Genomic DNA, 26,477 nt, shown 5'->3' with positions numbered 1-26,477 from the left:
CTGAAAAATCAATACACTGTTTTATTAATCTTCTGGATCATAGCCTAAATTAGGCGCTAACCAACGCTCAAGTTCCGTCACCGACAGCCCCTTACGTTTTGAATAATCTTCAATTTGGTCTTTCTGTAATTGAGCCACTGCAAAATATTTGCTATCTGGATGACTAAAATACCAACCTGATACAGATGCCCCAGGCCACATCGCATATGAACTAGTGAGTTTCATTCCCACTTGGTTTTCAACATCTAATAGCTGCCAAATCTTCTCTTTTTCTGTGTGCTCAGGGCAAGCTGGATAGCCCGGTGCAGGCCGAATACCTTGGTAATTTTCACGGATCAACTCGTCATTACTTAAATTTTCATCTTTCGCATAACCCCAATACTGCATACGAACCTGTTGATGTAAAAATTCAGCAAATGCCTCAGCAAGCCTATCCGCCAGCGCTTTAACCATAATTTTATTATAATCATCATGCTGTTTTTCGTATTCACCCGCCAGCGCATCCTCTTCTAAACCACCAGTAACAGCAAATGCACCGATATAATCGGCTTTACCACTGTCTTTAGGTGCCACAAAATCAGATAAACAATAATTCGGGAAATCCGTCTTTAAGGTTTGCTGACGTAGGTTCAAACTCACTGCTTGCACATGATGGCGTGTTTCGTCTGTATAGATTTCAACATCGTCACCAACACAGTTCGCGGGGAATAAGCCAAAAATACCTTTTGGTGTCAGTAAACGTTCTTTTTCGAGCTTATCTAACATCGCGTTAGCATCATTCAATAATTTACGTGCTTCTGACCCCACGACTTCGTCGTCTAAGATACGTGGGTACTTCCCAGCGAGCGACCACGTCATAAAAAATGGCGTCCAGTCAATATATTCACGTAAGGTTGTTATTGATGCATTGACCTCTTGAATACCCAAAAATTTCGGCACCGGCGGCTGATAATTAGACCAATCAATTTTCACCTTATTGGCTCGGGCAATATCAAGAGTGACTGGTGGTGTTTTTGGTCGTCTACGCCCATGTTGTAAACGTACCGTGTCATATTCACGGCGAGTACGCTCAACAAAATCTGCTTTTTGAGTATCAGACAATAACGCTGAAACCACACCAACAGTACGTGATGCATTTTGGACGTACGTGGTTGGTCCACTGTAGTTAGGTTCAATTTTCACTGCGGTATGTGCTTTCGACGTTGTTGCCCCCCCAATCAATAACGGCAACGTAAAGCCTTGTCTTTCCATCTCTTTTGCCACATGAACCATTTCATCAAGGGATGGCGTTATCAAGCCTGACAGGCCGATAATGTCGACATTTTGCTCACGTGCCGTTTTTAAAATTGTTTCGCATGGCACCATCACGCCTAAGTCGATGATTTCATAGTTATTACACTGAAGCACTACGCCAACAATATTTTTACCAATGTCGTGAACATCCCCTTTAACTGTTGCTAACAACACTTTACCAGCACTACTTCCCGATTGTTTAAGTTCTTGAATATACGGTTCTAAATACGCAACTGCTTGTTTCATCACCCGGGCAGATTTCACCACTTGTGGTAAAAACATTTTTCCTTCACCAAACAGATCCCCCACAACATTCATCCCGTTCATCAGCGGGCCTTCAATAACCTCGATGGGGCTTGATGCACGTTGGCGAGTTTCTTCTGTATCTTGAATGATAAATTCAGTGATCCCCTTAACAAGCGAATATTCAAGGCGTTTTTCTACGTCCCAACCTCGCCATTCCGCCTGTTGGATTTGCTGTTCTTGAGCACCAGCCCCGCGGTATTTTTCCGCTAATTCCAATAACCGCTCAGTACTATCATTACGGCGATTTAATACCACATCTTCAACTGCATCTTTCAGCTCAGCGGGTAGGTCGTCATAAATGGCTAATTGCCCTGCATTCACGATCCCCATATCCATTCCATTACGAATGGCGTAGTACAAGAAAACGGCGTGGATAGCTTCACGGACTGGGTCGTTCCCCCTGAAAGAGAAGGAAACATTCGATACCCCACCGGATATCATGGCATGTGGTAGTTGTTGTTTAATATCCTTACAAACATCAATAAAATCAACAGCATAATTATTATGCTCTTCAATCCCTGTCGCGACAGCAAAAATATTTGGGTCGAAAATGATATCTTCAGGGGGAAAGCCAACCTCTTCGGTCAACACCTGATAGGCGCGTCGGCAAATCTCAATTTTACGCTCACGTGTATCGGCTTGCCCTACCTCATCGAAGGCCATAACAACCACCGCAGCCCCGTATTTACGCAGCAGTTTGGCGTGTTCGACAAAGGTTTCAACCCCCTCTTTCATGGAGATAGAGTTAACAATTCCCTTACCTTGTATACACTTAAGCCCAGCTTCGATGACTTCCCATTTTGAAGAATCAATCATAATAGGAACACGAGCAATATCAGGTTCACCCGCGATTAAATTCAGAAAACGTACCATAGCAGCTTGGGAGTCCAGCATCCCCTCATCCATATTGATATCGATGATTTGAGCACCGCTTTCCACTTGTTGGCGCGCCACATCTAACGCTTCTAAATAGTTTTCCTCTTTAATCAGCCTTTTGAATTTTGCTGAACCCGTTACGTTCGTTCTTTCCCCAACATTTACAAACAGTGACTGTTTGCTGATATTCAATGGTTCTAAACCTGATAAACGACATTCAACAGGCAATTCAGGTAACTGACGCGGCATCACCCCTTTCACCGCTTCCGCCATTTTTTTAATATGTAATGGTGTTGTGCCACAACACCCACCGACGATATTTAAAAAACCTGCTGTTGCCCATTCATGAATTTGTTCAGCCATATTTTGTGCATCAAGGTCATACTCACCAAATGCATTTGGCAGGCCGGCATTTGGGTGAGCACTGACATAACACTCAGCAATTCTTGATAGCTCTGAAACATACTGACGAAGTTCATCAGGACCCAGTGCACAATTCAAACCAAATGAAAGTGGGGCCGCGTGACGCAATGAGTTATAAAATGCTTCTGTCGTTTGCCCCGATAAAGTACGCCCAGATGCATCAGTAATAGTGCCTGAAATCATAATAGGCAGCGAAACACCTAGCGCGTCTAATTCTGTTTCAACTGCAAAAATCGCCGCTTTAGCATTTAAGGTATCAAAAATAGTTTCGATCATAATTAGATCGACCCCACCTTTAACTAAAGATCGTGTAGATCCCCTGTAAGCTTCAACAAGTTGATCAAAAGTAACATTTCTATAAGCAGGGTCATTTACATCCGGAGAAATAGAAGCCGTACGATTGGTTGGGCCTAAAACACCCGCCACATAGCGAGGCTGCTCTGGCGTTTTCCGTGTCCATTCATCGGCACATTCGCGCGCAATACGTGCAGCAGTTTCATTAATTTCATCGGAAATGGCTTCCATTTTATAGTCAGCCATCGCAATAGGCGTGGAGTTAAAGGTGTTTGTCTCAACGATATCTGCACCTGCTGCAAAATATTGATGATGTATATCTCTAATAATCTCAGGCTGTGTTAGTACTAATAAGTCATTATTACCTTTCACATCACAGGGCCAGTCAGCAAACCTATCCCCACGAAATTGTTCTTCCGACAACTTATGTTGTTGGATCATTGTTCCCATTGCACCATCTAATACCAATATACGTTTTTTTAATTCTTGTTCTAATTGATTAATTTTTTCGGACACTGCACTGCCCTCCTAAAATGGAACACTGAGAAATAAGTCAAATTTTTACTTATAACATCCTATCACAACTTTTAACTCGAAAATTCGCTGTTATGATGAGAGTTTTTCAGGTTGCATAAAATCGGTCTTTCAACTGATCCGATGAGTATTTTTAGGTGAGATAGTACATAATAGAAACAAAATTACCGTCAGGAGAGACTTAATGGCAACGGCACCAATTACTAAAAAGATAAAAAAAGCAAAAGGGCCAGCAAGTGGAGCTACCGCTGCGGGGCAAGTTCAATCATTAAGTCGTGGGCTGACACTGTTGGAATACATTTCTGAATCCACCGGTGGCATTGCACTCACTGACCTTGCATTACAAGCTGGCTTACCAAATTCAACGACACATCGACTGTTGATGACATTAGAACAGCATGGTTTTGTGCGCCAAACGGGCGATCTTGGCTTATGGGTTATTGCATCTCATGCCTTTATTATTGGAAGTAGCTTTTTAGAAAGTCGTAATTTATTAGCGTTGGTTCACCCTATATTACGCCGTTTAATGGATGGGTCAGGGGAAACCGTCAATTTAGCTATCCTCGACCACTCGGAATATGATGCTGTTATTGTCGATCAAGTGCAATGCAACGCATTAATGAGGATGTCAGCACCTATTGGCGGGAAACTGCCTTTACACGCCTCTGGAGCCGGTAAGGCGTTTATTGCAAACTTACCCGAAGAAAAGCTAATCCCTCTTTTAAGCCGCAAAGGGTTACATGCCTATACTCCATACACGTTAACTAACCCATCAGCCTTAAAAGAAAACTTGCAACAAGCTAAAAAACAAGGGTTTTCCTATGATGATGAAGAGCATGCTTTAGGCTTAAGGTGCATTGGTGCCTGTATTTATGATGAACATAAAGAAGCCTTTGCTGCTATTTCTATTTCAGGGCCGTTATCACGTATTACAGATGACCGCATTACTGAATTAGGTGCGATGGTTATCAAGGCTGCAAAAGAAATTAGCCGTGAGTACGGCGCAAACCGTTAAATGACAAAAAGTGAAATGAGGCCCAAACCTCATTTCACTTTTATTATACTCATCAGCAATGTTAACCATTATGTAGCTTATATTTATAACTACTCCGTTTGCTCAAATAATTTGAAATTTTCCATATCTCGATATTTTTCAATTAAGGCTAACGCAATTGCCTCTGTTTCTGCATCGGCTAACCCTTCAATATCCCGCTGACGAAAGTGCAGCTGAAAGGCACGCAATGTCTTTTTGGTTTGGTCATCCAACTCGCCAGATAGAGGGATCGCCGAATAACCATAAAATTTCAGAGCCTTTTGAACACGTAACACATTAGCGGGTTCGTTAGCATTTCGCCCCGCTAAGTATTTACTAACTGTTTTAGCATCAGGCCATGCACCAATTCCTTGCTGAGCAAGACGCTGCCATGGAAATGCCCTACCTGGATCTTGTTTACGTAATGGTGCAATATCGCTATGACCGATAATATTTTCAGGCGGTATATTATACCGTTGCATAATATCTTGAACTAATGGAATCAATGCAACAATCTGCGATTCATTAAAAGGTACCCAAGTTTGGTTCCCAAGGCTATTTTCTTGAAGACCGGGATTTACTATCTCAATACCGATGGAAGTGTCATTCAAACCTTTTTGATGTTGCCAACGACTATAACCAGCATGCCAAGCTTTTAGCTGTTCGGGTACCAATTGTAATACAACTGGTTTACCGTATTTAAATTCAGGTTTACTGGGAATAAGATAGTGTGAACTCACATTCCCTTTTGTTAAAAGCTCTATCGAACGTGCATCATTAGAAACAGTGTAGTGTAAAATAATATATTGAATCCGTTCACTCGTATTTCTTGATGGGTAACGATTATCAAGGTAGTAGCCTTTATTAGATGCTGAAATCGAGCAACCAACAAGCAAAAACACAAATAATATCCCTATATATTTGAACATAAAACCATAACCTTAACTCATAATTAGTTAAGTTTTATTTAAGCATAATGTTATAGGGAACACTATTAAATAATGACATCTTAAAGAAAAAAAGTAGGAAAAAACGCAGGGTTCAAGATAAAAAGTAATAATATAAAATAAATAACAACTAGTTATGTATAATAATAAAGGTTACTTATAAATAAGAAATTTGATAAAATGCACATGAATATTCACGTTAAACCTTTTAAGCCCTTTACTGAAACTGAAAAGGTTTATTGAACAATAGCACTATATTTTATCTATAATAATCAGTTAGCTACAACCCCGTCCCTAACCATATATAAAATCATAAAAATTCAATTTAAAAATACAATTGATTATTTATATTTATAGAATTTATTTTAAAATCAGTTTTTTCCTTTAAGTAATTACCACAATAAATAGTGCCAAAGGAGATTAGTCAAATTAATTGGTTATTTCCTATAAATTAAAATTATGATTCAAAGCATGTTTTTTAAGTTTAATACTTTTCTAATAATATAAAATAGTTATAAAAACTTACCAAAATAAAGATACTAACCCCATCTAACTCTTTTTTTCATTCTCTACCTGTTTAGAAATAATTTTAGTTATTTCGTTAATATCAATATCGAGAAAAATGACAATTTCAATTAATTTATCTAAACTTAATTTATTAATTCCTAGTTCATAGCGTGATACTTGCTGCTGGCTCAAATGAATGACCGAACCTAATTCATTGCCTGATAACCCCTTGCTCACCCTAGCTTTTCGTAAATAATTTCCTAATAAAGCATAAATATTTTCCTTTTTAACTATATGCATATGCATACCATCTCCTAAATAAGAAAAAAAATTTTTAGCTAGTAATATTCATTATAAAATTAATCTTCATCATTTAAAATAGTTATGAACAATCAAATACATGTCAATTGATAGGTAAACATGTTTTTTATATACAAAAAAATGAGACCTTTGTATTATTTATGTAGCAATGCATTGCTTTATAAAAAGTTTTTCACTTCTTAATTACATAATTTCTTTTGTTGGTTTTTCTTGATCAAATCGATAATTTAATATAATTTTACACTTTAAATGTCACTAGAAATAATTAGCAACCAATAAAAACGATTATGTTTTTCAATTCTTAGAATATTTTAATTTAAAATATATTTTATATTCGCAGCTAAACCATATAAAAACAAAGATTAACTCATATTTATACAATATAATTAGGTCAAAAGTTCATCTTTCAATTCAATAACCACCAATTAACAGATTAATAATCTATTTTTGACCTAAATACAATAATGCCTTCTTTTCCTTGTATGTAGTGCTGTAATTCAACATCACTAACTTTGAAATTTTCACGTAATGAAGAAGCATTCCTAAAAATTGTTTTGTTTCCTTTTTGTATTACAATACCAACGTGACTAACATCCAAGCCTCTATTCGTTGAGTAAACACCAATATAATCACCGGTCTTAAGCCTTGTAATCAAATCATTATCTATATATTTAGATGGAATATAGTTTATATCTCTATAGGTAATGGGCAACCCTAAAATATACGTCTTTCGATTACCTTTTAAATTAAGCTGCTTAGAAACGTTAACGGCATATGGGCTAATTTTAGCCGTAATGTCCTCTGCAACCGCGCTATCACCTTGTGCCCAATCCGAAAAAAAGTGGCGGCGGTTTTTGTATGTAACATTTTGATTAAAATAACGAATACTAGTCAGGTTCCTAAAAAATTGTGCACTATTTTCAGCCCCTTTAAATGCCTCAACGTACTCAATAAAGGTCATACAATCCATCGCTTCTAAATTAACGACTAAGTTTTCAGCAAAGAGTGGGCTCATATTTAACGTTTGTTTATCGTAGGGGGTATTTAAAAAATACTGAGTGAGCACATCAATTTTTTCTGCCGATGTTGAATGATATCGCTGCATTTCATTTTGTTGGTTGAATATACTGGTTAAAATTTTATGCGACCCCGATGTCAACACTACCTGAGCTTGGACATAATTAACCATTAGCAACATCAAGGTTGCAGTAACTAAGCGACGCATTCGCCCACTATTTGAATTTTTAGTATACACATTAACAATATTCCCAATTTACCTTAATTTTGCAGGCAACTGCTTCTATTTAATGACTATAGCATGAGTTTTAGTCCATTTCTTGTTCGATTTATTCCATAGTCAACCTTGATTAAGATCACATATAACTTCAAATATTCATTTTGAATATTGCAACTGTTCTATTTTCATTTAACAATGTTACCGGTAACATTTATTTTGTAACGTTATCTGGAATAGGTATAACGATAAGCACAACTTACATGACTTGCAGATTAATTGACTATAGGTCTGCATGATGGAGCAATTACCATGAGTTCTAATATCTCTGAAGTGACAAAATCTCCAGCACTCAATGAGGAACTTGAGCGCATTACACAGCGCATTATCTCTCGTTCTGCACAAGCTCGAGCAGCTTTCCTCAATAAAATTGAACGTGCTCGTAGTACAACTGTCCATCGAGCCTCGCTGGCTTGTGGTAACCTTGCTCATGGTTTTGCTGCCTGCCAAAATGATGAAAAGCAGATCCTTAAAAGTATGACGCGTTCTGATATTGCTATCATCAGCTCTTACAATGACATGCTTTCTGCTCACCGACCTTATGATAAATACCCTGAACAACTAAAAAAAGCGTTACTTGAATCGGGTTCTATTGGGCAAGTTGCAGCTGGTGTCCCTGCCATGTGTGATGGTGTAACTCAGGGGCAAGATGGGATGGAGCTCTCTATGCTAAGTAGAGATGTCATCGCGATGTCTACAGCAATTGGTTTATCCCATAATATGTTTGATGGCGCTCTTTATTTGGGTATTTGCGATAAAATTGTTCCAGGCTTATTACTTGGAGCCCTCTCTTTTGGGCATTTACCTGCTATATTTGTCCCTGCTGGGCCGATGGCCACGGGCCTACCGAATAAAGAAAAAGTACGTATTCGCCAACTGTATGTGGAAGGAAAAGTCGATAGACTTGCGTTATTAGAAGCTGAAGCAGCATCATACCATGGTATTGGTACCTGTACATTCTATGGTACCGCTAATTCAAACCAAATGATGATGGAAGTCATGGGGTTACACTTACCAGGTGCATCGTTTGTCCCCCCTGATTCCCCATTACGCTATGCGCTAACAGATGCAACAGCACAGCAAATTACCCGGTTAACCGAGCAATCTGGCCATTATTTACCAATTGGTCGCCTCATTGATGAAAAAGTTATCGTCAATGGTATTGTTGCCTTACTAGCAACTGGCGGCTCTACCAATTTAACGATGCACCTTGTTGCCATCGCTAGAGCTGCCGGGGTCATTATCAACTGGGATGATTTTTCTGATATTTCTGCAATTGTACCGCTCATTTGCCGAATTTACCCTAATGGCCAAGCTGACATCAACCAATTTCAAGCCGCAGGTGGCGTCGCATTACTAGTCCACCAACTGCTGCAAAAAGGCTTGTTACACCAAGATGTTCATACTGTAGCAGGCTTTGGTTTAACGCGTTACACATTAGAACCTTGGTTAAATAACGGGCAACTTGAATGGCGAGAAGGCCCAAAACATTCATTCAATACAGATGTTATTGCTGAAATTGACACGCCTTTTTCACCCCATGGAGGTACTAAATTACTCTCAGGTAATTTAGGCCGTGCTGTGATGAAAACGTCCGCGGTCCCCGAAGAAAATCAAATTATTGAAGCGCCTGCTGTAGTATTTAATAACCAAAATGATATCGCAAAACACTTTGAGTCAGGCAACCTTAATCGAGATTGTATCATCGTAGTTCGCTTCCAAGGCCCATCCGCTAACGGGATGCCTGAACTTCATAAATTAATGCCACCACTGGGGGTGCTTATCGATAAAGGTTATAAAGTTGCCTTAGTGACTGATGGCCGGCTATCAGGAGCATCAGGTAAAGTTCCATCCGCAATCCATGTCACTCCCGAAGCCTATAACGGTGGATTACTCGCAAAAGTAAAAGATGGCGATATCATTAGAGTAAATGCGTTAACTGGTGAATTACAATTACTTGTCGATGACACTGTATTAAACAAACGACAATCTTTCAAACCGGACTTAATCGCAGAACGTAGCGGTTGTGGCAGAGAACTTTTTGGCGCATTAAGAAGAAACTTGTCTGGCGCAGAAGAAGGTGCTTGTAGCATTGATTTTTAATCTATTGGTATTAAATAGGAATAAAAAATGAATAATTGGAACATAACCGCTGAAAGCGTGCTCAAACAAGGCCCTGTGGTCCCAGTCATTGTCATTAAAAAACTAGAACAAGCCGTCCCTCTCGCTAAAGCCTTGGTGAAAGGCGGCGTTAATGTACTTGAGGTCACATTACGTACCGAATGTGCAATTGAAGCAATTCGCCTGATTGCTCAAGAAGTCCCTGACGCCATTGTTGGGGCAGGGACTGTACTCAATGCGAAACAACTTGCTGATGTGACAAAAGCTGGCGCTAAATTTGCTATTAGCCCCGGTTTAACCGAAGAATTATTGAGTGCTGCAACCCAAGGAAATATCCCACTGATCCCCGGCATTTCAACGGTTTCAGAACTAATGCTGGGTATGAATTATGGTTTGAAAGCATTCAAGTTTTTCCCAGCAGAAGCGAATGGTGGCGTTAAAGCCTTAAAAGCCATTGCCGGCCCTTTCTCACACGTAAAGTTCTGCCCAACAGGGGGAATTTCACCAGAAAACTATCGTAGTTATTTAGAACTAGAGAGCGTTCTGTGTATTGGTGGCTCTTGGTTAGTGCCCGAAGAGGCTTTAACTACTGGCAACTACGAAAAAATAACCCAACTTGCCCAAGAAGCAGTATTGGGTGCAAAGCGTTAAAACAGCGAAATTCTATTTACCGTTGAGAACGATTCGATACTACTGACTGAGTCGTTCTCAATGTAGCTTTCTTTAACCCTATCAATTTTTTATCTCATGAATCATAAGCTATTTCATTAAACCTATGGCAAAAACGTAGCTCTTCTCGATATGCATAAACATCCTCGACATGACCTGCCAAAATTCGCTTTTGCAACTTTTGCCAGTAATCTGCCGAAAATAAATCGGCATGATAACGTCGCAGATAATCACCAATTTCTGCCGTTTGACAAATAAAAGAAACAAATTCTTCAGGAAAAACATCCTGTTCACCAATGCTATACCATGGCTCATTAGCGAGCTCTTGCTCAGGATACAATGCCACAGGAATTTTACGGAAATTAACTTCTGTCATATAACAAATTTCATCGTAGTCATAAAAAACAACCCGACCATGACGCGTAACACCAAAGTTTTTAAATAACATATCACCAGGGAAAATATTCGCCGCCGCCAACTGTTTAATTGCCAAGCCATACTCATTCAAAACACTTTTTAGCTGTTCCTCATTTGCGTTATCCATATAGATATTTAAAGGCACCATCTTTCTTTCCATGTACAAATGGCGGATCAACACTTGGTCTCCTAAATCTTCAATTTGTGAAGGAGCCTCGTTTAATAGCTCTGTCATCAATTCTTCACTAATAGCGCTTTTATCAATCACAAAATTTTCAAATTCTTGTGTATCTGCCATACGCCCAACTCTATCGTGTTCTTTGACAAGCCGATAACATTCCTGCACCCTTTCTTTCGTGACATCCTTTTGTGGGGCAAACTTATCTTTGATAATTTTGAAAACACGGTCAAAAGAAGGTGCTGTAAATACAAGCATCACCATTCCTTTAACGCCTGGTGCAAGCGTAAATTGCTCACGGGCAAAATTAATATAAGCAAGATACTCACGGTAATACTCTGTTTTTCCATGTTTTTGACAACCAATCGCCATATATAATTCAGCAATGGATTTACTGGGCAAAATTTCCCGCAGCCAAAATACTAATGCCGCAGGGAAAGGTGCATACACCATAAAATAAGAGCGAGCAAAGCCAAACACAATACTCGCTTCATCAAATTCGGTGAGGCAGGTATCGATGTAAATTTGCTTATCATCATCATGATGAATGGGAAGTAAAAATGGATAGACTTCATCATCAATATAAATTTTACCAACTAACCAAGCAGCTTTGTTACGATAAAACAGTTCATTGGCAATATGAAAACAGACTTTTCGCTTTTCAAATCCTGAAAACCGTGAGTGCAATATATTGATAATACAATGAATATCAAACTCTAAATTTCGCCATTTTATTCTTAATGGTAACCCACTTAGAATCGAAAATAGTAACCCATACAGATTATCATCAACCTGATACTCCCAAGCCAATGGCCGAGGGGAAATAGAAAACCGCCTTACAGGCTGAGAAGTAAAAATGAATAAGTTATCTTGTGTAAGGTCTCGGTGTTGAAATAAACGGCAATAAACTGAATTAAAAAAACTTTCTGCTATCTCGAAGCGTGGGTAATCTGGCAACAACGTTTTATACACATTTTTTATTTCTGATAGTTTGTTTGGTGTTAAAGATTGAACTAACCCCATGAATTGTAGCTGGGCAACAACCAAACCAACATGGTGATCATAAAGTTGGATCCTTCTTTTCATTGCATGTTGGATAGCATGCCAATCCCCTTGCTCAAACCTTTCCTGAGCTCCTGAGGTTATCTCTAGAAAACGCCCATATTGCGCATCAAATCCTTGTAGAATGGTTTGGGCTATTATCTGTTCAGTCGTGAGTATCATACTCGCTCCTATTTGAACTAATTTAAAAAAACAGGCACTCAACGTGCCTGCAAATTAATAGATACACCTAACCAATAAGGACACCGAATGAAATGAAGCCAATTAACTAGAATTGTTCTTCTTCTGTCGACCCTGTTAAAGCAGTGACTGAAGAAGTCCCCCCTTGAATAACCGTTGTAACTTTATCAAAATAACCAGTACCTACTTCTTGTTGGTGAGAAGAGAAGGTATAGCCTTTATTTATCGCTGCAAATTCAGGCTCTTGCACTTTTTCCACGTAATGTTTCATACCTTCACCTTGTGCATAAGCATGTGCAAGGTCAAACATGTTGAACCACATACTATGAATGCCCGCTAAAGTAATAAATTGGAAGCGATAACCCATGGCTGACAACTCATCTTGGAAACGTGCGATTGTGGAATCATCTAAATTTTTCTTCCAATTAAATGAAGGTGAGCAGTTGTAAGCCAATAATTTACCTGGGTATTTAGCATGAATTGCTTCAGCAAACTGGCGCGCAGCATCTAAGTCTGGTTTTGATGTTTCACACCACACGAGGTCTGCATAAGGCGCGTATGCCAAACCACGACTAATCGCTTGCTCGATACCTGCGTTAGTCCGGAAGAACCCTTCAGAAGTACGCTCACCAGTGACAAATGCCGAATCATATGGGTCACAATCAGATGTCAGAAGATCAGCTGCATCGGCATCAGTTCTTGCGATCAGGATCGTTGGTACACCAGAGACATCAGCGGCTAAACGTGCGGCAACTAATTTTTGAACAGCTTCTTGAGTCGGAACCAATACTTTACCGCCCATATGACCGCATTTTTTCACCGCAGCCAATTGGTCTTCAAAGTGCACAGCCGCTGCCCCTGCTTCTATCATATTTTTCATTAACTCAAAGGCATTCAATACCCCACCAAAACCGGCTTCTGCATCTGCAATAATCGGTAAAAAGAAATCAATATATTCTTTATTATCTGGCCCAATGCCATTCGCCCATTGAATTTGATCTGCCCGGCGAAAAGTATTGTTAATTTTCTGAACGACAGAAGGAACCGAATCAACTGGATAAAGTGACTGATCAGGGTACATACTTGAGGCTGTATTTGCATCAGCAGCAACCTGCCAACCAGAAAGATAAATGGCCTCAACACCAGCTTTCGCTTGTTGTAATGCCTGCCCACCTGTCAATGCACCTAGTGCATTGACGTAGCCTTTCTTAGATTTGCCATTCAGTTGTTCCCAAAAGCGCTCTGCCCCCCTACGAGCAAGGGTATGCTCCGGATTAACAGAACCGCGAAGTTTGATAACTTCCTCAGCAGAATACGGGCGATTAATGCCTTTCCAACGTGGTTTCTTCCATTCATTTTCTAATTGGGCAATTTGGTCTAAGCGCGATGTCGTCATGATTAACTTCCTTTATAAGAATATGTAGGGTTTATCGAATTTATATTTGTTGTTACTAATCTAATAATTGGTAACCAGGAATAGTTAAGAACTCAATAAGTTCATCTTGTGTCGTAATTTGGCGCATTAGCTCCGCTGCTTCACGGAAACGACCATGCTGAAAACGCTTATCACCAAGTTCTTTTTGAATAACTTGAAGCTCTTCATCTAGCATTTCTTCGAACAACGCTTTTGTCACTTTTTCGCCGTTGGTTAGTGACTTTTCATGCCTGATCCATTGCCAAATCGAAGTTCGAGAAATTTCAGCGGTAGCAGCATCTTCCATTAACCCATAGATAGGAACGCACCCATTACCTGAAATCCATGCTTCAATATATTGCACAGCGACCCGAATATTTGCCCTCATACCTGCATCGGTTCGTTCACCTGCGCAAGGTTTTAATAGTTGCTCCGCTGTGATTGGTTCGTCAGAATCACGAGTAACATGCAGTTGATTGGTGTTCTCTCCTAGAACTTGGTTAAAGACATCCATCACTGTATCTGCAAGACCTGGGTGAGCAACCCACGAACCATCGTGACCATTTTTTGCTTCAAGCTCTTTATCTGCTCTTACTTTAGCCAATATAGCTTGGTTCTCTGTTTCATCTTTACTTGGGATAAATGCGGACATTCCCCCCATAGCAAAAGCCCCACGACGATGACAAGTTTTAATAAGCAAACGTGAATAAGCACTTAGAAAATCTTGGGTCATCGTAACCACTTGGCGATCGGGTAGTACCCTATCTGGGTGCTCTTTTAATGTTTTGATATAACTAAAAATATAATCCCAACGACCACAATTTAACCCGACAATGTGGTGACGCATGTGATACAAAATTTCATCCATCTGGAATACCGCAGGTAAAGTCTCAATTAAAACTGTTGCTTTAATTGTTCCACGAGGCAAACTGACAGCATCTTCTGCAGCACTAAATACATCACTCCACCATTTTGCTTCCTGCCAAGATTCCAATTTAGGGATATAAAAATAAGGCCCACTTCCTTTCTTCAACAACGTTTGATAGTTATTAAAAAAGTAAAGTGCAAAATCAAATAGCCCCCCCGGAATATTTTTTCCCGCAAGTGATACATGCTTTTCGTCTAGATGTAGCCCTCGTACACGTGCAATTAAAACAGCAGGGTCAGATTTAAGCTGATAAACCTTACCTTTTTCATTGGTGTAAGAAATATCGCCATTAATTGCATCACTTAAATTGATTTGCCCATCAATCAATTTTTCCCATGAGGGAGAAAGAGAGTCTTCAAAGTCAGCCATAAATACTTTAACGTTGGAATTCAAAGCATTAATAACCATTTTTCGTTCGACAGGACCTGTTATTTCAACCCGGCGGTCACGTAAATCCTCAGGTATATTCTGTATTTTCCATTCTGATTTTTTAATGGAATCAAATTCCGAAATAAAATCCGGCAATTCGCCCGCATCAATTTTTTGTTGCCTTATGGTTCTTTGTTTTAGTAACTCTTCACGACGTGGTAAAAACGCCTCAACCAAATTTGAAAGAAACTCAATAGAATCATTATGTAAGACCCTAGTATCTTGCTGAGATATTTCCTTTGAAAATGCTAACTTTGATATTAACAATTGATTTTCCATTGACCTTTCCTCATTCACATCTGACTATGAATTAAGCTTACGATCAAATAACAGATAAATCAAAAACCGTTTCCATTTTATATAAAATACACCTTATCTTTATGATATTAATGGTATTTTACAATTATTTATTTTTGAACAACGATTCTTATAACAAGATAAATAGTGTTAAGCGCTTGTTAAATAAAACAATTACTAAAAAGTAAAATTGTTAAATAATTTACCCCAAAAATAAAAAAAGCAGCCATAAATGGCTGCTTTAGTTTTAAATATTGTAAATTTTCTGGAATATTAATCTAAATAAAATGCTAAATATAATTAGTTAGAGTGACATAACAAACATTTTAAGCTTAATACCCCTTATTTTAATCTAGTGTAGGCTCCATGTGAGTAAGATCGAATGGTGTGATCTGGTACACATAATAATTAAGCCAATTCGAAAAAAGTAAGTGCCCATGGCTTCGCCAGCTAATTGTTGGGCCTTTATTAGGATCATTATTTTTAAAATAATTACATGGGATTTCTGGTGAAATACCTGCATCAACATCTCGCCAGTATTCTTGAGCGAGCGTATCTCTATCATATTCAGGGTGGCCAGTAACAAATGCCAAGCGTTTATCCTTTGATGCAAATAAATAAGCACCGGCTTCTTCTGAACTGGCTAAAATTTCAAGATCGGTATGCTTGCGGATAAGCTCTTCAGGGAAATCCGCATAACGAGAGTGTGGAGCATAGAATGAAGCATCAAACCCTCGCGTTAATAATGCATACGGCTCCAATGTATCATGCTGATATACGCCTGAAAGTTTTTCTTCTCTAGTCCATTTTGGCAAATCATAAAGAACTTTCAATGCAGCCTGTACGGCCCAACACACAAAGAGCGTTGAAGTTACATGGCTTTTCGCCCATCTAATTACCTTTTCTATTTGTTCCCAATAACATACATCGGTAAATTCAACTAGCCCTAACGGAGCTCCTGTTACGATTAAACCATCAAAATTTTGGTCTTTAATATCTTCAAAATCACAATAAAAATTATTCAAATGCTCTGTAGGAGTATTTTTAGATTCCCTTTGGTCAATACGCAATAACTGGATATCAACCTGTAATGGTGTATTAGATAAAAGCCTTAAGAACTGATTTTCCGTTTCTATTTTTTTAGGCATTAAATTCAGTATTAACACTTTCAAGGGGCGGATCTCCTGAAGGCTAGCTCTTGTCGTTGTCATGACAAAAACATTTTCTTCACGTAAGAAATTAACTGCGGGTAACTCGTCTGGTAAACGAATTGGCATCATTCATCCCCTTTTATATACTTTTATACGTTTAGACTTCTAGAATGCTAAATAATCTAACCAATGTTACTTACCTTGTCGAGCTTTTCAAGACTAATTGAAATAATTTCACGTAGATTCATTTGTCATGGCATTAACTTGAGTATACCTATCTTATAATGTATTGATTTTATATATTTTTTAATCAATAGTGATATTTTATAGATAGATATTCTACTTAGACGTTTTAAGCATTAGGTAAAACTAGGGCAGTATTCATCGCTGCTGAGCAGTGACTGTATTATTTAGTTATACATCGCAAAATTATTTCAAAATACTGTACCAAAAATTATTTAATAAACGTCTTTATGTCATTATCAAATGGCAGCTTTAGCTATTACTAAAATAATATGTAGTCGTTAATTTAAGCTCTAAAATGCCCTATATCCCAAAACTTGTGAGTTGTTACTTACTACTTTAAATACGACACACCTATTCAAGACACCAATATCATTACGCTTTCCACGTAAACTAATACCCAACTTCCTCATGCCTTGTGCGATACTTCCCCGACAGCCAAGCTCACGCTAGCTTCACTCTGTATTTGCTCCCCCCAACTCAGTGAGTTGTTACTCACTACTTTAGATCCGACACACCTATTCACCATACCAATATCATTACACTTTCCGCATGAACTAGAGCCAAACATCTCTACCCCCTGCTTAGCCTTTCCCTAGCTGATTAATTTATTCTTATTTTTTCAGTGGATTAAACCAACCTCGATAAGTGAGTTGTTACTTACTACTTTAAATACGACACACCTATTCACCATACCAATATCATTACACTTTCCGCATAAACTAGTACCAAACTTCTCTACTCCCAGCTTAGCTCCTCCCGTAGGTAATTGATTTAATTTTATTTTTCAGCATATTAAACTAACCCCGATAAGTGAGTTGTTACTTACTACTTTAAATCCGACATGCCCATTCAACACATCCATATCACAGTGCATTCAGAGTGAACAGATGCCCAACTTCCTCATGCCTTGCTCAGTCCTTACTCTACAGCCAAGCTCACGCTAGCTTCACTCTGTATTTGCTCCCCCCAACTCAGTGAGTTGTTACTTACCACTTCAAATACGACACACCTATTCACCATACCAATATCATTACACTTTTCGGATGAGCTGATGCTAAACCTCTCTACTCCTAGCTTTAGTCTCTCCCCTAGCTGATTGATTTATTTTTATTTCTCAATGTGTTAAACCAACCTCGATAAGTGAGCTGTTACTTACTACTTTAAATTCCACACACTTATTCAACATAACAATGTTATTGCACCGTTGAGGGAGGATTAACACCGCCTCAAATCACGGCCAGACGAAAACTTGAGGAATAAAAAATCAGGATGATGGGTTACAAAACAGAGTCCGCTCAGTTCATAAGGAATAAAGGAATAAAGGAATAAAGGAATAAAGGAATAAAGGAATAAACAAGTTAAAACGAGATGGGCAGGAAAAGAATATCTCTGTACTAATGAGGGGTTAACCTAGTCCTCTGCTAATCAGACTGTTAATTTAAAAGCTAGACATTAGCAGTTAGCAGTTAGCAGTTAGCAGTTAGCAGTTAGCAGTTAGCAGTTAGCAGTTAGCAGTTAGAAGTTAGAAGTTAGAAGTTAGAAGTTAGAAGTTAGAAGTTAGAAGTTAGAAGTTAGAAGTTAGAAGTTAGAAGTTAGCAGTTAGCAGTTAGAAGTTAGAAGTTAGAAGTTAGAAGTTAGAAGTTAGAAGTTAGAAGTTAGAAGTTAGCCTACAGGATAATAAAATATGCAGTGGTCTCAATGCCTCATTCCCCTAGGCAGAGCCCTCACAATCAGAGTCGCCCTGAGACTGAACACATCACTCTTCGCTCCACACTGCCACGCCTCATCACCTAACCACCAAACGCAAAAAAGCCACCCAATGGGTGGCTTTCTCACTAATTTAATGTCTGGCAGTTCCCTACTCTCACATGGGGAGACCCCACACTACCATCGGCGCTACGGCGTTTCACTGCTGAGTTCGGCATGGGGTCAGGTGGGACCACCGCGCTATTGCCGCCAGACAAATTCTGTTCGTTCCCGTTTAGCGCATTTCGTCACTAAACCAGAACTGCAATCTTGAACAAGCTGCCATGTCCCTCGCCTTTCGGCTTCTCACGCTCATTGAATCAACCTCATCTCTCAATCTCTAAAACACCTTCGGTGTTGTCAGGTTAAGCCTCACGGTTCATTAGTATTGGTTAGCTCAACATATCGCTATGCTTACACACCCAACCTATCAACGTCTTAGTCTTAAACGTTCCTTTAGGACCCTTAAAGGGTCAGGGAAGACTCATCTCAAGGCAAGTTTCCCGCTTAGATGCTTTCAGCGGTTATCTCTTCCGCACTTAGCTACCGGGCAATGCCATTGGCATGACAACCCGAACACCAGTGGTGCGTCCACTCCGGTCCTCTCGTACTAGGAGCAGCCCCTTTCAATCTTCCAACGCCCACGGCAGATAGGGACCGAACTGTCTCACGACGTTCTAAACCCAGCTCGCGTACCACTTTAAACGGCGAACAGCCGTACCCTTGGGACCTACTTCAGCCCCAGGATGTGATGAGCCGACATCGAGGTGCCAAACACCGCCGTCGATATGAACTCTTGGGCGGTATCAGCCTGTTATCCCCGGAGTACCTTTTATCCGTTGAGCGATGGCCCTTCCATTCAGAACCACCGGATCACTAAGACCTACTTTCGTACCTGCTCGAGCCGTCACTCTCGCAGTCAAGCTGGCTTATGCCTTTGCACTAACCGCATGATGTCCGACCATGCTTAGCCAACCTTCGTGCTCCTCCGTTACTCTTTGGGAGGAGACCGCCCCAGTCAAACTACCCACCAGACACTGTCCGCACCCCGGATAACGGGGCAACGTTAGAACATCAAACATTAAAGGGTGGTATTTCAAGGTTGGCTCCATGCAGACTGGCGTCCACACTTCAAAGCCTCCCACCTATCCTACACATCAAGGCTCAATGTTCAGTGTCAAGCTATAGTAAAGGTTCACGGGGTCTTTCCGTCTTGCCGCGGGTACACTGCATCTTCACAGCGAGTTCAATTTCACTGAGTCTCGGGTGGAGACAGCCTGGCCATCATTACGCCATTCGTGCAGGTCGGAACTTACCCGACAAGGAATTTCGCTACCTTAGGACCGTTATAGTTACGGCCGCCGTTTACTGGGGCTTCGATCAAGAGCTTCTCCTTACGGATAACCCCATCAATTAACCTTCCAGCACCGGGCAGGCGTCACACCGTATACGTCCACTTTCGTGTTTGCACAGTGCTGTGTTTTTAATAAACAGTTGCAGCCAGCTGGTATCTGCGACTGGCTTCAGCTCCATGGGTAAACCACTTCACCTAGCGCCAGCGTGCCTTCTCCCGAAGTTACGGCACCATTTTGCCTAGTTCCTTCACCCGAGTTCTCTCAAGCGCCTGAGTATTCTCTACCTGACCACCTGTGTCGGTTTGGGGTACGATTAGTGATAATCTAGAGCTTAGAGGCTTTTCCTGGAAGCGGGGCATGAGCTACTTCGCCACCGTAGTGACTCGTCATCAGACCTCAGCATATAGTGAACCGGATTTGCCTAATTCACCTGCCTACATCCTTAAACCGGGACAACCGTCGCCCGGCCAGCCTAGCCTTCTCCGTCCCCCCATCGCAATTATCACCAGTACGGGAATATTAACCCGTTTCCCATCGACTACGCATTTCTGCCTCGCCTTAGGGGTCGACTCACCCTGCCCCGATTAACGTTGGACAGGAACCCTTGGTCTTCCGGCGTGCGGGTTTTTCACCCGCATTATCGTTACTTATGTCAGCATTCGCACTTCTGATACCTCCAGCATACCTCACAGTACACCTTCACAGGCTTACAGAACGCTCCCCTACCCAACAATATTTACATATCGCTGCCGCAGCTTCGGTGCATAGTTTAGCCCCGTTACATCTTCCGCGCAGGCCGACTCGACCAGTGAGCTATTACGCTTTCTTTAAATGATGGCTGCTTCTAAGCCAACATCCTGGCTGTCTGAGCCTTCCCACTTCGTTTCCCACTTAACTATGACTTTGGGACCTTAGCTGGCGGTCTGGGTTGTTTCCCTCTTCACGACGAACGTTAGCACCCGCCGTGTGTCTCCCGTGATAACATTCTTCGGTATTCGTAGTTTGCATCGAGTTGGTAAGTCGGGATGACCCCCTAGTCGAAACAGTGCTCTACCCCCGAAGATGAGTTCACGAGGCGCTACCTAAATAGCTTTCGGGGAGAACCAGCTATCTCCCGGTTTGATTGGCCTTTCACCCCCAGCCACAAGTCATCCGCTAATTTTTCAACATTAGTCGGTTCGGTCCTCCAGTTAGTGTTACCCAACCTTCAACCTGCCCATGGCTAGATCACCGGGTTTCGGGTCTATACCCTGCAACTCATTCGCCCAGTTAAGACTCGGTTTCCCTACGGCTCCCCTATACGGTTAACCTTGCTACAGAATATAAGTCGCTGACCCATTATACAAAAGGTACGCAGTCACCCTGATAAATCAAGGCTCCCACTGCTTGTACGTACACGGTTTCAGGTTCTATTTCACTCCCCTCGCCGGGGTTCTTTTCGCCTTTCCCTCACGGTACTGGTTCACTATCGGTCAATCAGGAGTATTTAGCCTTGGAGGATGGTCCCCCCATATTCAGACAGGATAACACGTGTCCCGCCCTACTCGTCGAGTTCACAACACTAATATCTTCAGATACGGGGCTATCACCCTTTACTGCCGGACTTTCCAGACCGTTCTCCTGATACTAATGCTGATTAAGACTCTGGGCTGCTCCCCGTTCGCTCGCCGCTACTAGGGGAATCTCGGTTGATTTCTTTTCCTCGGGGTACTGAGATGTTTCAGTTCCCCCGGTTCGCTTCGTTTGACTATGTATTCATCAAACGATAGTGCAACGGATTGCACTGGGTTTCCCCATTCGGAAATCGTCGGGTATAACGGTTCATATCACCTTACCGACGCTTATCGCAGATTAGCACGTCCTTCATCGCCTCTGATTGCCTAGGCATCCACCGTGTACGCTTAGTCGCTTAACCTCACAACCCGAAGATGTCTTCTTATCAGACGACACTTAACGTCATGGCTGTGCGTGGTGAACTTCTTCGTTGGGTAGTGCTCGCAATGCTCACGTACTATTGTACGCTGCGCTTGCTGTGCGCTAGCCGCCTTGAATTTCACACTGCTCGCTCATGCCACTCGTTTGTGTGTTTGAAAAACACTTCAAGTTGAGATTTTTGAGAGACTCTCACATTGTTTAAGCGATAAACAATGTGCGTTGTTTTCAATTTTCAGCTTGTTCCAGATTGTTAAAGAGCATAATTGTTAAACCAACTACAACGTAATTGGCTTAATCATTATTGGGGACATCGTCTTTCACTCGATATCGGCGCAATTGGCGTCCCCTAGGGGATTCGAACCCCTGTTACCGCCGTGAAAGGGCGGTGTCCTAGGCCTCTAGACGAAGGGGACACGAAAATTCAATTGCAAAACACCGTTTTGCTATTTTCGTGTAAGTCTTATCCTTTCGAATAAGTCTCCCACGTAAAGCCATTGCTCTACTTTCTATCAGACAATCTGTGTGAGCACTTCACAAAAACACTTCAATGGTAAGGAGGTGATCCAACCGCAGGTTCCCCTACGGTTACCTTGTTACGACTTCACCCCAGTCATGAATCACAAAGTGGTAAGCGCCCTCCCGAAGGTTAAGCTACCTACTTCTTTTGCAACCCACTCCCATGGTGTGACGGGCGGTGTGTACAAGGCCCGGGAACGTATTCACCGTAGCATTCTGATCTACGATTACTAGCGATTCCGACTTCATGGAGTCGAGTTGCAGACTCCAATCCGGACTACGACGTACTTTATGAGTTCCGCTTGCTCTCGCGAGGTCGCTTCTCTTTGTATACGCCATTGTAGCACGTGTGTAGCCCTACTCGTAAGGGCCATGATGACTTGACGTCATCCCCACCTTCCTCCGGTTTATCACCGGCAGTCTCCTTTGAGTTCCCGACCGAATCGCTGGCAACAAAGGATAAGGGTTGCGCTCGTTGCGGGACTTAACCCAACATTTCACAACACGAGCTGACGACAGCCATGCAGCACCTGTCTCAGAGTTCCCGAAGGCACCAAAGCATCTCTGCTAAGTTCTCTGGATGTCAAGAGTAGGTAAGGTTCTTCGCGTTGCATCGAATTAAACCACATGCTCCACCGCTTGTGCGGGCCCCCGTCAATTCATTTGAGTTTTAACCTTGCGGCCGTACTCCCCAGGCGGTCGATTTAACGCGTTAGCTCCGAAAGCCACTCCTCAAGGGAACAACCTTCAAATCGACATCGTTTACAGCGTGGACTACCAGGGTATCTAATCCTGTTTGCTCCCCACGCTTTCGCACCTGAGCGTCAGTCTTTGTCCAGGGGGCCGCCTTCGCCACCGGTATTCCTCCACATCTCTACGCATTTCACCGCTACACATGGAATTCTACCCCCCTCTACAAGACTCTAGCTGACCAGTCTTAGATGCCATTCCCAGGTTAAGCCCGGGGATTTCACATCTAACTTAATCAACCGCCTGCGTGCGCTTTACGCCCAGTAATTCCGATTAACGCTTGCACCCTCCGTATTACCGCGGCTGCTGGCACGGAGTTAGCCGGTGCTTCTTCTGTCGGTAACGTCAATCGTTGATGATATTAGCATCAACGCCTTCCTCCCGACTGAAAGTACTTTACAACCCTAGGGCCTTCTTCATACACGCGGCATGGCTGCATCAGGCTTGCGCCCATTGTGCAATATTCCCCACTGCTGCCTCCCGTAGGAGTCTGGGCCGTGTCTCAGTCCCAGTGTGGCTGATCATCCTCTCAGACCAGCTAGGGATCGTCGCCTAGGTGAGCCATTACCCCACCTACTAGCTAATCCCATATGGGTTCATCCGATAGCGCAAGGACCGAAGTTCCCCTGCTTTGCTCCTAAGAGATTATGCGGTATTAGCCACCGTTTCCAGTGGTTATCCCCCTCTATCGGGCAGATCCCCATACATTACTCACCCGTCCGCCGCTCGTCAGCGAGAAGCAAGCTTCCCCTGTTACCGCTCGACTTGCATGTGTTAGGCCTGCCGCCAGCGTTCAATCTGAGCCATGATCAAACTCTTCAATTAAAAGTAGCTTGATGCTCAAAGAATGTCTTACTGACCGTAACGTTCTTTTGTTCGGCTAACGTTGTCGGCTTCACATCGCTTCCCCTCGCCGTACCTAAGTACTGTCTCGGGTTATCTCTGCTTGCCTTCGCGTTATCCTTCCAAAATAAGCGTTACTACCTTATTTCATATATATGAATTAACGTGTTAGTCACTCTTCAAGACTTAAAATCAAATATTTTTTTGATAGTGTCCTGTGAGTGCCCACACAGATTGTCTGATAAATTGTTAAAGAGCGTTGCGACATTTCTTTTGGAAATTCGACTCAGTTTTTATTAACTTAGGTCGTTGTCGCGAGGTGGCGTATATTACGCTTTCCTCTGTGAGAGTCAAGCAATTTTTTGCTTTTTCTTTTCAGAATCTCTCGCTGCCGTTTCAGTGTTCATCGCGCTTTGCGTTGTCTTGTTCCCGGTCAGTGGATGCGCATTATAGGGGGTCTCAGAAATCTCGCAACCTTTTTTTTAAGATTTTTTGGCATTTTTAGTTCAACTGCTGCATTCCACAGCAAAACCCCCACTTATACTGAGTTATCCACGAAATTATCCACAGGCTAAAAATAATTTAAAATTTATCGCGCATTACGCAAACGTTTGCGTTACAATTAGCGCGAAATTTCAGCATTGATTTTATTTTTATGTTCTGAAATTGTTAGTGACTTATATATTGCTATTGAAGAAGCTTGCAAATTCCGCACTGCTTTTATAAATAGGTATATAAGAAGAGCACTCTGGCTTTTCGCTAATTAGATATTGTTATTGCCTTATTTATTCAAATCCAAGGGATCTATCTCATGCAACTGCTTCGTCCTATTCGTCGTGCCCTGCTTAGTGTGTCTGATAAAACAGGGGTTGTTGAATTCGCTAAGGCGCTATCTCAACGTGGTGTTGAGCTTCTATCTACTGGTGGTACTGCAAAGTTACTAGCTGAATCAGGACTTAAAGTAACTGAAGTGTCAGATTACACAGGGTTCCCTGAAATGATGGATGGTCGGGTAAAAACATTGCACCCAAAAGTGCACGGAGGGATCTTAGGTCGCCGTGGCACTGATGATGCCATCATGCAATCCCATGATATTGCACCTATCGACATGGTAGTTGTGAATTTATATCCTTTTGCTCAAACAGTAGCAAAACCAAACTGCACACTTGAAGATGCTGTTGAGAACATCGATATCGGTGGTCCAACAATGGTACGCTCCGCAGCAAAAAACCATAAAGACGTTGCAATTGTGGTAAATAGTAATGATTACCAAACCATTATTGATGAAATGGATGGTCACGAAAACTCCCTTAATTGGTCAACACGCTTTGACCTTGCTATCAAAGCATTTGAGCATACAGCCGCTTATGACAGTATGATTGCTAATTACTTCGGTGAATTAGTTGCCCCTTATTATGGTGATACCACACAACCTTCTGGCCGTTTCCCTCGCACATTGAATCTAAATTTCATCAAAAAACAAGATATGCGTTATGGGGAAAATAGTCATCAAGATGCGGCGTTCTATATAGAAGAAAGCCCAAAAGAAGCGTCTATCGCGACTGCACAACAAATTCAAGGTAAAGCACTCTCTTATAATAATATTGCTGATACTGATGCAGCCCTTGAGTGCGTTAAGTCATTTGATGAGCCTGCGTGTGTGATCGTTAAGCATGCTAATCCTTGTGGTGTCGCAATTGGCAATAATATTCACACCGCTTATGACAAAGCGTTTAAAACTGACCCAACTTCTGCTTTTGGCGGTATCATCGCTTTTAACCGCCCATTAGATAAAGAAACTGCACAGGCAATTATTGAGCGCCAATTCGTTGAGGTGATTATCGCGCCTTCGATTGCTAAGGATGCACTGCCAATTCTTGAAACCAAACAAAATGTACGCGTACTTGAATGTGGCGAATGGAGTAAACCTGTTGCTGGCTTAGATTTTAAACGTGTCAACGGTGGTTTATTAGTCCAAGACCGCGATTTAGGTATGGTTGAAGCCGAAGAGTTACGCATAGTCACAAAGCGCCAACCAACTGAGCGTGAATTAAAAGATGCCTTATTCTGCTGGAAAGTCGCTAAGTTTGTGAAATCAAACGCCATCGTTTATGCCAAAAATGACATGACAGTGGGGATCGGTGCTGGTCAAATGAGCCGAGTATACTCAGCAAAAATTGCTGGGATCAAAGCTGCCGATGAAGGCTTAGAAGTTGCAGGTTGTGCAATGGCATCTGACGCATTCTTCCCATTCCGTGATGGTATTGATGCCGCTGCCGCTGTTGGAGTGACTTGTGTGATCCAACCTGGCGGGTCGATTCGCGATAATGAAGTCATTGATGCTGCAAATGAACATGGCATCGCAATGATTTTCACAAATATGCGTCATTTCCGTCACTAGTTATTAGGAGT

The 26,477-nt window shown here is 41.6% G+C and carries 12 protein-coding genes, 1 tRNA gene and 3 rRNA genes; 4 read left to right on the top strand and 12 right to left on the bottom strand.

Annotated features, from left to right (window positions below):
* Positions 1-24: 24 nt before the first annotated feature.
* On the bottom strand, positions 25-3,708 hold the full coding sequence (gene metH, locus P3L56_RS02205; protein WP_272686181.1) for a methionine synthase: 3,684 nt from the start codon (positions 3,706-3,708) through the stop codon (positions 25-27).
* Between the two features lie 202 nt (positions 3,709-3,910).
* Between metH and iclR the strand changes: the two genes are divergently transcribed.
* On the top strand, positions 3,911-4,741 hold the full coding sequence (iclR, locus tag P3L56_RS02200) for a glyoxylate bypass operon transcriptional repressor IclR (protein WP_042848533.1): 831 nt from the start codon (positions 3,911-3,913) through the stop codon (positions 4,739-4,741).
* Positions 4,742-4,830: 89 nt separating this feature from the next.
* Here iclR and P3L56_RS02195 read toward each other — a convergent pair whose 3' ends face one another.
* From P3L56_RS02195 to P3L56_RS02185, 3 genes are all read right to left on the bottom strand, one after another.
* A complete protein-coding gene (locus P3L56_RS02195; RefSeq protein ID WP_042848535.1) occupies positions 4,831-5,688 on the bottom strand; it encodes an N-acetylmuramoyl-L-alanine amidase in 858 nt (285 codons plus the stop codon).
* A gap of 567 nt (positions 5,689-6,255) precedes the next feature.
* Positions 6,256-6,519 (bottom strand): helix-turn-helix domain-containing protein, encoded by a 264-nt coding sequence (locus P3L56_RS02190; protein WP_173424841.1) that lies wholly within the window; start codon positions 6,517-6,519, stop codon positions 6,256-6,258.
* A gap of 448 nt (positions 6,520-6,967) precedes the next feature.
* Positions 6,968-7,789 carry an N-acetylmuramoyl-L-alanine amidase-like domain-containing protein gene (locus P3L56_RS02185; RefSeq protein ID WP_272686182.1) on the bottom strand — a complete coding sequence of 274 codons (822 nt, stop codon included), beginning with the start codon at positions 7,787-7,789 and terminating at the stop codon, positions 6,968-6,970.
* 291 nt (positions 7,790-8,080) lie between these two features.
* On the opposite strand from P3L56_RS02185, the gene edd reads away from it, so the two are divergent.
* On the top strand, positions 8,081-9,931 hold the full coding sequence (gene edd / locus P3L56_RS02180; protein ID WP_048608838.1) for a phosphogluconate dehydratase: 1,851 nt from the start codon (positions 8,081-8,083) through the stop codon (positions 9,929-9,931).
* 27 nt (positions 9,932-9,958) lie between these two features.
* Complete coding sequence (locus P3L56_RS02175) at positions 9,959-10,600, top strand: bifunctional 4-hydroxy-2-oxoglutarate aldolase/2-dehydro-3-deoxy-phosphogluconate aldolase (RefSeq protein ID WP_166686092.1); 642 nt, start codon at positions 9,959-9,961, stop codon at positions 10,598-10,600.
* 94 nt (positions 10,601-10,694) lie between these two features.
* On the opposite strand, the gene aceK is transcribed toward P3L56_RS02175, so the two are convergent.
* From aceK to P3L56_RS02135, 8 genes are all read right to left on the bottom strand, one after another.
* Entirely contained in the window at positions 10,695-12,437 is a 1,743-nt protein-coding gene (aceK, locus tag P3L56_RS02170; protein ID WP_042848538.1) for a bifunctional isocitrate dehydrogenase kinase/phosphatase, read from the bottom strand.
* Positions 12,438-12,543: 106 nt separating this feature from the next.
* Positions 12,544-13,851 (bottom strand): isocitrate lyase, encoded by a 1,308-nt coding sequence (gene aceA / locus P3L56_RS02165; RefSeq protein WP_042848540.1) that lies wholly within the window; start codon positions 13,849-13,851, stop codon positions 12,544-12,546.
* A 55-nt stretch (positions 13,852-13,906) separates the two neighbouring features.
* Positions 13,907-15,505, bottom strand: a complete 1,599-nt coding sequence (aceB, locus tag P3L56_RS02160) for a malate synthase A (RefSeq protein ID WP_166686093.1) — start codon at positions 15,503-15,505, stop codon at positions 13,907-13,909.
* Between the two features lie 365 nt (positions 15,506-15,870).
* Positions 15,871-16,800, bottom strand: coding sequence for a homoserine O-succinyltransferase MetA (gene metA / locus P3L56_RS02155; RefSeq protein ID WP_048608842.1), 930 nt, complete (start codon positions 16,798-16,800; stop codon positions 15,871-15,873).
* Between the two features lie 1,965 nt (positions 16,801-18,765).
* A 5S ribosomal RNA gene (gene rrf / locus P3L56_RS02150) occupies positions 18,766-18,881 on the bottom strand.
* Between the two features lie 146 nt (positions 18,882-19,027).
* Positions 19,028-21,936 (bottom strand): 23S ribosomal RNA (locus tag P3L56_RS02145).
* Between the two features lie 357 nt (positions 21,937-22,293).
* A tRNA-Glu gene (locus tag P3L56_RS02140) sits at positions 22,294-22,369 on the bottom strand.
* Between the two features lie 138 nt (positions 22,370-22,507).
* Positions 22,508-24,047 (bottom strand): 16S ribosomal RNA (locus P3L56_RS02135).
* The 16S, 23S and 5S rRNA genes sit together here with 1 tRNA gene alongside, the layout of an rRNA operon.
* A gap of 829 nt (positions 24,048-24,876) precedes the next feature.
* Between P3L56_RS02135 and purH the strand changes: the two genes are divergently transcribed.
* The gene (purH, locus tag P3L56_RS02130; protein WP_042849013.1) at positions 24,877-26,466 is read left to right on the top strand and encodes a bifunctional phosphoribosylaminoimidazolecarboxamide formyltransferase/IMP cyclohydrolase; all 1,590 of its coding nucleotides are present in this window, start codon (positions 24,877-24,879) and stop codon (positions 26,464-26,466) included.
* Positions 26,467-26,477: the final 11 nt, after the last annotated feature.

This window comes from Providencia sp. PROV024 (assembly GCF_032709665.1).
In the GTDB taxonomy this organism is placed as follows: Bacteria; Pseudomonadota; Gammaproteobacteria; order Enterobacterales; family Enterobacteriaceae; genus Providencia; species Providencia huashanensis.
The sequence above is the reverse complement of the archived record's forward strand: the minus strand, read 5'-3'. Positions and strand labels throughout refer to the sequence as shown.